We start from the raw sequence: 11,448 nt of genomic DNA, 5'->3' as shown, positions 1-11,448 counted from the left end.
ACCATGACAGACCCAACATGGGGAACAGCGGGCTAACCCCCGCCCAGAAACTAAAAACAGCTGCCTGAATTCTCATTCAATGCCCCACTAAAAATGGGGGGATTACCCATGGTCCGGCTATAGGGTAGTCAAATTCTTCAGCATCCAGATCAGCAAGCGGAAGATACGCCCAGTCATAAAGTCGCTCACCTTTTGTGCCGTGTCCCGCAGACAGACGGCGCCAGTCCTGCTCTGACAGATCCGAGGCAATATCTCTGGATTCTCCTGCAATCAACGGGTTTGTTGACCATGACCCGAACCAGTAATTGCCTTTGACGCCAAGGACATATCCAATTCCAGCCCGGCGAAGCGTGCGTTCCACATCACCGACGCCATACACGCTGTCTGCTGCAACCCAGCGAAAGGGCACACCGGCCTCAATACTCCGCTCAATCATCATCGAGGCTAACGCCGGTTTGGTTGCAAACACCACGTCATCGGGAACGTGGGCCTGCTTCAGGCGCTCACGGTTCGATGTCCAGTCTTTCGGGAGATACAGGGCGCGGTCCACAAAGGCATGGCCCCGCGTCGATACATAGGTGGAAAATACACCAATCTGGCAGTTCGTGATCTTGCCGGCAGATCCCGTATACTGCCGCCCCACACCGCAGGACGCCTGACCCTTCTTCAGAAAACCGGTCTCGTCGATGACCAGCACGCCCTCTTCAGTGCCCAGATGCTCGATTACATAATCCCTGACGACATCACGAAGAGCATCGGCATCCCAGTGCCCCCGCCCCAGAAGCGCCTGCTGCCGCCATGGACCAGGATCTCCTGCGGCTTCCGCTCGCATCCATCCCGTCTTGCGTGGTTCATTGCCAATCAAAACATCAAGAAAAGCACAGGCTGAATCTACGACACGTTTCTGCGTAAACAGCGGCGCCATCCGCTCCTTGGCGGACCGAAGCCCGGACGCCCACAAAGCCAGCGTCTCCTCAACAGACGCACCGCCACTCATCATATCCTGAATCATGGTTACCCATAGAGTCAGAACTCAACACAAAATGCAACTGTAGTGCTAGTCGTCCTGATTATCAGTCTGGGTTTCCAGATCAGGAAAACGGATGGAAACACCAAAACCACGTGTTGTTCCGGCAAGAGGGGAACAGAGCGAGAGCGTGGCGTTCATTTGTTGGGCAATATTGCTGGCAATAGCCAGCCCCAGTCCGCTGCCATACACTGTATGGCTTCCACGCACAAATGGGTTTGTTAATCTGGCAAGAGTTTCAGGGGATAATGCGGCACAATCGTTCGTAATATCAATACAGCCGTCAGGCAGAATGGTTACAACAACGGGTCTTGCGATATTGCGGTGTAACAGGGCATTTTCCAGAAGATTACGGATTAGAATACCCGTTGCATCCATGTCTCCGTAGACAAATATTTTTGATATTCTGTTTGTTTTTAAAATAATATGCACGTCATCATACACATTGCACGAAAGGTCATCGACCAGAACGTGTATGACAGCCAAAAGATCAAAACGGTCTCGGCGGAATGCAATGCCGGACGATGCGCGCGATAATTGCAGCAGTTTTTCTACAGTCCGGGCTAGTCTGCGGGTCCGGCTGGCTATGAGTTCCACCCGTTCATCCAGCTCCGAGCCAGCGGGGAGCATACGGCCGAGCATTTGCACCTGTGCCATAAGTGCCCCCAGTGGATTACGGAGTTCATGGGCTGCACTGGCGGCAAAAGCACGTTCAGTTGATAAAGCAGTTTCCAGCCGTTCCATAAGTGTGTTGACGGAGCGCTGGATGGGGAGCAGCTCATCTGGCAGGTTCAGGGAGAGAATGGGGCGCAGGTTCCCACTCCCACGAGCGCGCATTTCATCGTGCAGGCGGTCCATGGGGCGCAGGGCCCGGTGCACAATCAGACGTACCAGCAACCAGATGACCGGCATAAAAAGCAGCATCGGGACGATGGAAATCATGATGGCCCGTCGGACGGCTTCCTGTCGGTGGAATGTAGGCTCTCCCACAAGAACATGATAGTGATCAGCCGAAGGGGCCGCGACATAAACGCGAAACTGCGCCACGTTGACAAACCCGACCTTGCCACCCTGAACAAACGGAGTGGTGGGGGCATTCTGTGAGCGCAGTACAATATGCCCCGTATCATCAAGCACCTGATACGCCAGTGTTCGGGGGCCAGCTTCTGGTAACCATGCGACGGAAACAGAGGTCTGGTTGCGCATTCGGTCTGCTACAACTGTCTGCAGGCGTTCAGAGACTTCCTGCAAGGAATTATCCAGTCTTTCCGTCACCTCATAACGGGTAAACCCACCCACGGCCGTGCTCAGCAGCAGCATGCCCAGCATGACCACCATCAAAATACCGCTGACAATGCGCGTTGAAAGCTTCCAGCTTTTCATGCGTTGTGTGTCTTGTCATTCAGGCAGTACCCACGGCCACGAATGGTTCGTATGGCCGTATTCCCTACCTTTCTGCGCAAACGGCTGATAAAAACCTCCACGGTGTTACTGTCCACCTCATGGTCGAGGGCGTAGAGTGCTGTATCAATCTGCTGGCGCGAATAAATCCTGCCCGGATTGCGCGACAGCAGTTCCATGATCGTCCATTCGCGGGCTGTCAGGTCCAGTCTCTGGTTATTGCGTGAGACAGATTGGTTTTCGCGGTCAATTGTCAGGTCATCCAGGTAGTGGATTATCTGCTTACGAGGAGCAACATATCTGCGCGCGACAGCCGCAATCCGTGCAACCAGTTCATTCAGATCATATGGTTTGACAATGTAATCATCCGCCCCATCAGACAGGCCGGTAATCCGGTCACTAATCTGGTCTTCTGCCGTGGTAATCAGGATGGCAACATTGCGCGATGTCTGGCGGATTTCACGCAGTAATTCGCGCCCATGGCCATCTGGTAATCCCATATCCAGCAAGATGAAGTCATACTCTACCGCATCGAGGGCTGCCCGGGCGTCCTCCAGTGTCATGAACCAGTCCACGGCATGCCCTTCCAGACCAATCCGTTCCTGTACCGCTGTACCCAGATCCTGTTCATCTTCAACGATAAGGATACGCATTAACTCTGCTCCTTTTCCCGCACGGTCCGGGCATATAGCAAGGGGAGCACCAGAAGCGTCAGCAGAGTGGAGGATACAAGCCCACCGATGACAACACTGGCCAATGGCCGTTCCACTTCTGCTCCGGCACTCTGGGAAAACGCCATGGGGAAAAATCCGAGGCTTGCCACAAGAGCCGTAGCCATGACCGGCCGGAAGCGCGACTGGGCAGCCCTGAAAGCAGCCTGGGCAACCTGCATGCCTCTGGCGCGCAAAGCTGATATTTCACTGACCAGCACAACACCATTGAGAATAGCAACACCAAACAGGGCAATGAACCCGATGCCTGCAGAAATACTGAACGGCATCCCCCTGAGTGTGAGGGCAATAACGCCGCCGGTTGCAGCTACCGGCAGGTTGATAAACACGAGCAGGGCCGGAAGTAGGGCACCAAATGCGAGGACCAGCAACGCAAAGATCAGCCCCAGAGCAATGGGCAGAACAAGCTCCAGCCGACGTGTGGCAGATTGCAGGTTCTGGAACTGACCCTGCCATTCCATTGTGTAACCTGCAGGGAGTTTGACCTCCTGCCTGACGCGGGCCTGTGCCTGCGCCACGTAGGAAGCAAGGTCCCGGCCCCTGACATTAGCCTGTATGACCATGCGCCTGCGCACCCTGTCCCGGCTGATGCGTGGTGGACCGTCCACCTCATGCACATGCGCAACCTGTGACAGCATGACACGCCCCAGACCATCGGCCCGCCGGATCTGTAGTGTGCTGATGGCAGCAATGGACGCGACCTGATGGGCATCAAACCGGACCTGGGTGCTGATCATGGCATTACCCACAGTCACAGGGCGCCCTATGTGGCCACCGACAGCTTCTACCGTATCCAGAATATCCTGCATGGCAACATTCCGGCTGGCCGCCTGAATGCGGTCCACGTCAATGACAATCAGCGGCACGGTGCCATCACCCGCAGGGGCTACGTCTGCTGCTCCCTGCACGCCAGACATGACCGCAGCCACCTGATCGCCTAATCTGGCAAGGGTTTGCAGGTTGTCACCATAAATGGAAACAGCAATCTGGGTTCTGACACCTGACAGAAGGTCGTCCATACGCATCTGGACAGGCTGGCTCCATGAGTAAAGCGCATCGGGAAGTTCCCGCCGCAGGGTTTCATCCATTGCGGCAACCAGTCCGGCCTGAGTGTGTGCGGTTTTCCATGTTGAAGGGTCATTGAGGAAAATAAAACTGTCTGTTTCATTCACGCCCATTGGGTCGGTTGGTATGGCGGAGGTGCCAGTATTGCTGACCACGGCTTTGACCTCAGGAAAACGGCGGAGGATCTGCTCCTGCAGAGAAACGGATGCAAGTACCGTGTTTAAGGATGCCGAAGGAAGGCGCGTTGTTGTTACTGTGAGCGCCCCTTCATCCAGTTGGGGAATAAACTCTCCGCCCAGCCGCATTGCCAATCCGGCGGAGAGCACCAGAATGGCCAGAGTGCCACCAAACAGAATGCGGGGATGGTCTTTCCCCCATTTGACCATGATGGCGTATGGCGCGCGCAGGGTGGTTATCAGATACGTCTCGCCTTTGGGGTGCACACGTCCCAGCAGCAAAACGGAAAGAACGGGAACACAGGTAAAGCAGTACAGCAGGGAAGCCAGAAGCGCCATAATCACAGTCTGCGCCATAGGGCGAAACATATGTCCTTCTATGCCCTGTAACGTCAGCACCGGCAGATACACCATGATGATAACAAGTATGGCAAACCCTACCGGGCGTATGACCTGTTGCACGGATGAGATAACCAGAGCCGTGAAGTCCACATCAGGTTCTTCTTCCCGTCGTGCGAGAATATGCTCGACCACAACAAGAGAGCCATCAACAATCATGCCAAAATCAATGGCGCCAAGGCTCAGCAGATTGGCTGAAATGCCAAAATACCGCATGCCAGCCATGGTTGTGACAAGAGCGACCGGAATAACGGATGCAATAACCAGAGCCGCCCGCCAGTTGCCGATCACGACAATCAGCACGCCCACCACCAGCACGGCCCCCATAAGCAGGTTGTCACGCACAGTGGCAATGGTGGTGTCGGTCAATGTGGCGCGGGTGTAATAGGGGTCAAGCGTAACGCCTTCCGGCAGGGATTGCCGGATGCGGGGCAGGGCGTCCTTTATGGCCGCCAGCGTTGCATTCGAGCTTGCCCTGCTTTCCATCATCACTACACCAATGACGATTTCACCCTGTCCATCGCGGGTGACTGCGCCAAGGCGGGTGCGCATTCCCATGCCAACGTGCCCAAGGTCACGCAGGCGCAGGATAGATCCATCGCTATTGCTTCGGACAGGAATGTTCCCAAAATCATCCAGGCCGCGCACCAGACCACGACCGACAACAATCTGCTGCTCCGCATGGTGTGTAATCCACCCACCACCAGATGCGGCATTGTTGCCATCTATCGCGCGGTAGACATCTCCAGCAGAAAGATTGCTGGCAACCAGTCGTGCCTGGTCCAGTGTGACCTCATATGTTTCCTCTCCACCCCCGTTCACGTTTACATCCACCACACCAGGCACCAGACGCATCTGGGGCACCACGACCCAGTTCATCAGACGGTTCAGTTCTGTAAGTGAATGCCCCGCTCCCTTGATCTGGAATTGCATGATCTCACCCATGCCGGTGGCAAGTGGCCCCATGCTGAGTGTAATACCGGGGACGGATATGGTCGCTCGGGCCTGCTGCATCCGTTCATTAACACGTGTGCGATCGAGGTTGATGTCCGTATCATCGGCAAACTGTGCGTAAACGACTGAAACCCCGCTGCGGGAAACAGAGCGTAGATCCGTCATGCCAGGAATGCCGGTCATGCTTGTTTCCACGGGGAACGTAATCAGTTTTTCCACTTCTTCGGTCGCTAGACCGGGGGCGACAACAGACACAAGGACCTGCTTGGGAGAAATATCGGGCACGGCCTCCACCGGCAGGCCCATGACCACCATAACCCCGGCAGCCATTAACAGGCTCAGCCCGCCCATGACCAGCAGACGGCTGCGCAGCAATGCGTGCAGGTATTTGCGCACCATCAGTCCGCGTCCATTCCGGCCAGTTCCACAACGGAGCGCAATGCAAAGCTGCCGTGGACTACAACATGTTCCCCTTCCTTCAGCCCTGTGTGGATAACGGCCTGCTCACCATTGTCCATGGCAACACCCACCACAACCGGATGGTAATGTGTGTTGTCTTTCTGGATAAAAACAACAGACTGGCCAGCAATTTTCTGTATGGATTCAGATGGCACGACTAGCCCCCGGACACCATCTTTTTCGGAAAGTATTCCATTAAGCACCATACCGGGCACCAGTGTCCCAGTTGGGTTAGGTACAATGCTGATCAGCCTGACCAGCCCCGTAAGGGCACTGGCCATTGCGCCCACCGTATTGATGCGTGAGGAAACCGGTCCTGCAATGGTCTCCGTAATCTGCTGGACACCGGGCTGAATATGCGCTGCCTGCTCCGGCGTCACATCGGAGACAACCCATACGCTGGAAAGGTCCGCCAGTGTCATGACATCCTGTGCGGGGGAAAGGTCTGCCGCAACGCTAACATCGAGTGTCTGCACCACGCCATCCACAGGAGCAATCAGAGTAGACGTTTCGTCACGGCCTTTACGTGCGCCCTGTTCCGAAACCGAGTTGAACTCCTCCTTGAAGCGATGGCCCAGCGTATCGGCATCGGCCTGACGGGTCCGCACATTGGCATTGGCCTGCGCCAGCGCATCCTGTCTGCGGTGTAACTCGGCAATGGATACGGCCTGTCCCGCCAGCAGCTGTGCACGCTGTACAGCCATTGCAGCATCATGCTGTGCTGCAATGGCAGCAGTCAGGGCTGCCTGTATCTGTGCATCCTGTAACTGGGCGGCGTGCAGGGAATGGTCCTGATAACGCAGTAGTGGCTGCCCTTGGCGTACATGTGTTCCGGGCTGGACCAGCACCGCGAGCACCTTACCATTGCCTGCGGGGTGAATGTGCACAAGCCGCGTGGTGTCGGGCATGACCTGACAGACGACAGGTATGCTCGGAAAAACCGTGCCAGATGCAACGGGAAAGACCGTAATCCCTTCATGGCTGACCGCAGCGGCATCAAGGGAGATATCAGTCGGTAACGCCTGTTCTGCGGCATAGGCGGCAAACTGCGGGAAGGCGCTTGCAAAGCAAAGGAGCAGGAATTTTTTCATGGCACAACGCCCATGGCAAGCAGCATGCGGATGGTTGCAACACGCCATTCAATGTCTGCCCGCGCACTGGCCATCTGGGCGTTGCAGGCTTCCTGCCGGGCTTGCAAGGCCGTATTCAATGCTACTTCACCAACCCGCCATGCCCGCTCCTGCGCTACGGCACGTTTTTCCAGACTGTCTGCGGCTGTGCGCATGGTCTGTCGGGCGGTTGTTGCCGCCATAAGACGCTCGCGGACCCGCGTAATTTCCAGATGCACCATGCGGCGCGCCTGCATTTCCTCACTATTGGCCGTGGCCAGCCGGTTGCTGGCTTCGGACATCATGGGCGTATTGCGCACTTCACTCGGCAACGGAACGCTGAAGTTAATGCCTACACGGTCATCCCAGGGGCTGCCGTATTGTTTTTCATGGATGGCATCAATGCCAATTTCTGGATTAGGCATAAAAGACCGGCGCGCCAGCTTCATGTTTGCTTCCGCAGCTTCAACATTATGGCGCACGACTTTTATGCGTGGGTCGTTCTCTTCCATATCATGCGGGTCCACAAAACGTGCATGTGCCAGCCCATCACCGCTGTTAAAGTCCACTTCACTGGCACGCCCCAGCAGGACTTCCTGCTCGGCAAGGGCATTATTCATGGCCTCTTGCGCCAGTGTCTGTTCATTACGGGCATTTTCCAGTCCTGCCTGTGCCATCTGGCTGTCCGAAAGAGCCAGTTCGCCTGCGTGCACCGCGTGCGTCACATTCTGGTTGATCCGGCTTGTGGCGCTGTACAGCGCGTTTGCTACATTCAGGCGCGCCTGCGCGATCTGCAATGCTGCGGCAGCTTCCAGCACTTTGATCGAAAGCACCATATGCTCGACGTTAAGCTGCTCATTAATGGATTCAGATTCCGCACCCGCGACCTCGCGGGTAGCGCTACCTTGCCCGGGCAGCCAGAGCGGTACGGACAGACCGCCCTGATAGGTTGTGTATCCCTCATTACTGCCTATGGCATGGTCATCCATATACTCACCCGAGAGTGTTGGCCCGCCCGCAAACCAGGAACCAGCCGCACTGGCACGTGCTTTGGCGGAATGATGTCCCACCTGAAGTGCCTTACGCACGGGGTCAATGCTCCAGGCCATGCTGACCGCATCATGGAAAGACAGCGCCTTTTGCGGTGTCTGGGCCTGAAGGGAGGGCATGCCTATGCCCCAGCAAGCCACACTTAAAAACAGGACAAGCCGCATTGGATGACTCACGTCCCAATCATTGAGGAATAATTGGCTTGTTATGCGTCACGCGCGCCGCCAGATCGTTCCATAAATTCGTGGTCACGAGGTTTATGTCTGCTTTGACTGACGAGGGGGATTGTGTACGAGAGAAAGAGGAGAGGGACATCCGCTCGCCAATCACAAATCGTCCTTGGGCATACAGCATGGCGGAGATTGTTCCCTGCCGCCCTTGCCCCAACGGTCGTTTGACGGTGATCCGCATATGTGGAGGTGGGGCTGCTATAGTCTCAAATGCCTGCACTTGCAGCGCACCGGAAGGACAGGCAACCCCACCCAATACTGCTTCACGCAATACGGAAAATGGGTACCCACCATAGGTGCCATCAATATGCAGGCTAATGCCTTGCCCGATAGTTTTGCAAATATCTTCTGTAGCATCGTCTGCATGGGCCAGTCGGGGGCTCATGCAAACCAGACTCAGGATGATTACCCCATAACGGGCGAGCTGGATTGCGCTGTTGGTCTGTTCTCGTTTGTTAGTCACGTTCATGTCATCCTGTTGAAAGTCATAACCTTCATAACAGAGGAAAATGACGTGAACCTGAACGGCAGGGAAAAGGTAGAAAATCAGGCTCGCAGGGTATAGCGACTGTTTGCCTATGTCAGGCATGAGAGTGTAGGCCGACGACCCTTGCTCTCATGCCTATTTTGCCCCTTGCCTTTTGTTGCTGGAGCATCAAAGGGCAAGGGCAGGCTCTCCTAATTTTTTTGTGCAAGTCCCGCGGGTTTTGTGCGTAAAAGCCGCAGGGCGTTCAGGGTTACAAGAACGGTGGCGCCGGTATCGGCCATAATGGCCAGCCACAGGCCCGTCATGCCAATAATGGTTGTTACCAGAAAAACCCCTTTCAACCCGAGTGCGATGGATACATTCTGCCGGATATTGCCCATGGTCGAGCGGGCAAGGCGAATAAGGGCCGGAATGTCTGTAATACAGTTACGCAGTATGGCGGCGTCCGCGGTTTCCAGCGCAACATCTGTTCCCGATCCTATGGCAACACCAACGGTTGCCTGTTTAAGGGCTGGGGCATCGTTAATGCCGTCCCCCACCATCATAACCGGGCCACGTGCTGCCAGTTCGCGGATGGTCTGCTGTTTCTGCTCCGGCAGCAGTTCGGCTTCGTAATCCGTGTGCAGCAGGGCTGCAATGGCTGCGGCTGTGCGTTGGTTATCTCCTGTCAGGATAATGGGCGTGACCCCAAGGCTGCGGAGTTGCCGTATTGTTTCCTGCGCATCCTGCCTTGGTTCATCCCGTAATCCGATCAGTGCCAGAGCCGTGCCGGTATAAAGGACAACAACCGTTTTGCCTTCACTTTCCATGGCAGTGGCCTGTGCCGCGGCTGTGCTGGACAATGCGCCATCCTGCATTGCATGCCGGGGGCTGGCGATTGTTATGATCTGCCCATCAAGCATGGCAGACACACCCTTGCCCGCAATGGCGCGGCTATCCTGCACAGTTGGCAGCGCCATGCCTGCCGCTTTGCGTACAATGGCCTGAGCCAACGGGTGGTTGGAGGCTTTTTCCACTGCTGCGGCAAGAGCAAGAACTTCGGCCGTAGAGTGCTGATCCAGGCAGAGAATATCCGTTACCTCGGGCTGGCCCATGGTCAGGGTGCCTGTTTTATCCAGTGCAACCGTTTTGATTGCCGCCGTGGCTTCAATAACGGCACCGCCCTTCATAAGCAGGCCGTGCCGTGCCCCAGCGCATAGAGCCGATGCAATGGCGGCAGGGACCGAGATAACCAGAGCGCACGGGCACCCAATAAGCAGCAGGGACAGGCCACGATAGACCCAGACCGACCACGCCTGCCCAAAAAATAGGGGTGGGATAGCTACAACCAGTGCAGACAGAACTACAATGGAAGGCATGTACCAACGGCTGAAGCGGTCAATAAACCGCTGTGTTGGTGCGCGTGAGTCTTCCGCCTGTTCAACCATCCGGATAATCCGGGCAATGGTATTGTCTGCGGCTGCACGTGTTACCTGTATCCGCAGGGCTGTTTCGTTATTAATCGCCCCAGCAAATACCGGGTCGCCCGGCCCACGTGTTACGGGCATGCTCTCACCCGTTACGGGGCTTTCATCCACACCGCCGGTGCCAGAAATGATCGTGCCATCGGCAGGGATACGGTCCCCCGGCCGCACAATAACAATATCGCCGGGCACAAGTTCTGCTGCCGCGACGTCTTCCAGCATGTCGTTTTTTTCGCGCAGTGCCGTTTTGGGGACCAGCGTGCTTAACGCCCGAATGCCATCGCGTGCATGGCTTACAGCAACGCCTTCAAGCAGTTCGCCCACTGCAAACAGAAAGACAACTAGAGCCGCTTCCTGCGCTGCGCCAATAAACAGCGCACCAGTTGCGGCAATGGTCATCAGTGCTTCAATGGAAAAAGGCTGCCCTGCACGGATGGCGGCAAAAGCCCGTAAGGCAATGGGGATAAGGCCCGCAAGGCACGCTACAATAAAAGGCCAGTTCCCGGAAGCCGGCAGCAGAAGTGTTAGCCCCCATGCCACCACAAGCAAGGTTGCGGTGAGCAGAACAAGATGCCCTTTTCCTGTTCGGTACCAAGGCGCGGCGGTTTGTGTGGTGTGCTCGTCAGATTCATTGCGCGCGCCGCCTGCCTGTGCAATGGCTTCAATACCGTAACCAAGGCTTTTTACCCGGTTTTCAATGTCTGCCGGGGAAGTGGCATGCGCCGTTGCCGTAACCCTGAGTTTTCGGGACATGACAGATATTTCAACCGCTTCAATGCTGGGTAGCTGGGCTACGGCTCCTTTTATTTTTGTAGCGCAGGATGGGCAGTCCATCCCTGTTACGAACCATTCATGTGTATCCGGCATTATATCCTCCTGTCCCAACGAGAGAGAATG

At 55.9% G+C, this 11,448-nt stretch carries 7 protein-coding genes and 1 pseudogene; all 8 read right to left on the bottom strand.

The window, feature by feature from the left end; genetic code table 11:
- Positions 1 to 106: 106 nt before the first annotated feature.
- Positions 107 to 1,012: pseudogene (locus AABE20_RS04740) on the bottom strand (IS701 family transposase); the annotation flags it as partial.
- 45 nt (positions 1,013 to 1,057) lie between these two features.
- On the bottom strand, positions 1,058 to 2,410 hold the full coding sequence (locus AABE20_RS04735; protein ID WP_338332089.1) for a sensor histidine kinase: 1,353 nt from the start codon (positions 2,408 to 2,410) through the stop codon (positions 1,058 to 1,060).
- Positions 2,407 to 3,081, bottom strand: a complete 675-nt coding sequence (locus AABE20_RS04730; RefSeq protein ID WP_338332088.1) for a response regulator transcription factor — start codon at positions 3,079 to 3,081, stop codon at positions 2,407 to 2,409. The genes AABE20_RS04735 and AABE20_RS04730 overlap by 4 nt, the downstream gene beginning before the upstream one ends.
- On the bottom strand, positions 3,081 to 6,152 hold the full coding sequence (locus AABE20_RS04725) for an efflux RND transporter permease subunit (protein ID WP_338332087.1): 3,072 nt from the start codon (positions 6,150 to 6,152) through the stop codon (positions 3,081 to 3,083). The genes AABE20_RS04730 and AABE20_RS04725 overlap by 1 nt, the downstream gene beginning before the upstream one ends.
- Entirely contained in the window at positions 6,152 to 7,303 is a 1,152-nt protein-coding gene (locus AABE20_RS04720; protein ID WP_338332086.1) for an efflux RND transporter periplasmic adaptor subunit, read from the bottom strand. The genes AABE20_RS04725 and AABE20_RS04720 overlap by 1 nt, the downstream gene beginning before the upstream one ends.
- Entirely contained in the window at positions 7,300 to 8,535 is a 1,236-nt protein-coding gene (locus tag AABE20_RS04715; RefSeq protein WP_048854859.1) for a TolC family protein, read from the bottom strand. The genes AABE20_RS04720 and AABE20_RS04715 overlap by 4 nt, the downstream gene beginning before the upstream one ends.
- A 19-nt stretch (positions 8,536 to 8,554) precedes the next feature.
- Positions 8,555 to 9,070, bottom strand: coding sequence for a hypothetical protein (locus AABE20_RS04710; protein ID WP_408740703.1), 516 nt, complete (start codon positions 9,068 to 9,070; stop codon positions 8,555 to 8,557).
- Positions 9,071 to 9,279: 209 nt separating this feature from the next.
- Positions 9,280 to 11,418 carry a heavy metal translocating P-type ATPase gene (locus AABE20_RS04705; protein WP_338332085.1) on the bottom strand — a complete coding sequence of 713 codons (2,139 nt, stop codon included), beginning with the start codon at positions 11,416 to 11,418 and terminating at the stop codon, positions 9,280 to 9,282.
- Positions 11,419 to 11,448 lie beyond the last annotated feature (30 nt).

The organism is Acetobacter zythi (genome assembly GCF_963921165.1).
GTDB lineage: Bacteria > Pseudomonadota > Alphaproteobacteria > Acetobacterales > Acetobacteraceae > Acetobacter.
Note: the sequence above shows the minus strand (reverse complement) of the source record. Positions and strands in the feature narration are given on the sequence as shown.

What these genes read in the sequence shown, in the direction of transcription:
- AABE20_RS04720 (WP_338332086.1), bottom strand. Translation starts at nt 7,303, where the DNA reads ATGAAAAAATTCCTGCTCCTTTGCTTTGCAAGCGCCTTCCCGCAGTTT.
- AABE20_RS04735 (WP_338332089.1), bottom strand. Translation starts at nt 2,410, where the DNA reads ATGAAAAGCTGGAAGCTTTCAACGCGCATTGTCAGCGGTATTTTGATG.
- AABE20_RS04715 (WP_048854859.1), bottom strand. Translation starts at nt 8,535, where the DNA reads ATGCGGCTTGTCCTGTTTTTAAGTGTGGCTTGCTGGGGCATAGGCATG.
- AABE20_RS04710 (WP_408740703.1), bottom strand. Translation starts at nt 9,070, where the DNA reads ATGAACGTGACTAACAAACGAGAACAGACCAACAGCGCAATCCAGCTC.
- AABE20_RS04705 (WP_338332085.1), bottom strand. Translation starts at nt 11,418, where the DNA reads ATGCCGGATACACATGAATGGTTCGTAACAGGGATGGACTGCCCATCC.
- AABE20_RS04730 (WP_338332088.1), bottom strand. Translation starts at nt 3,081, where the DNA reads ATGCGTATCCTTATCGTTGAAGATGAACAGGATCTGGGTACAGCGGTA.
- AABE20_RS04725 (WP_338332087.1), bottom strand. Translation starts at nt 6,152, where the DNA reads ATGGTGCGCAAATACCTGCACGCATTGCTGCGCAGCCGTCTGCTGGTC.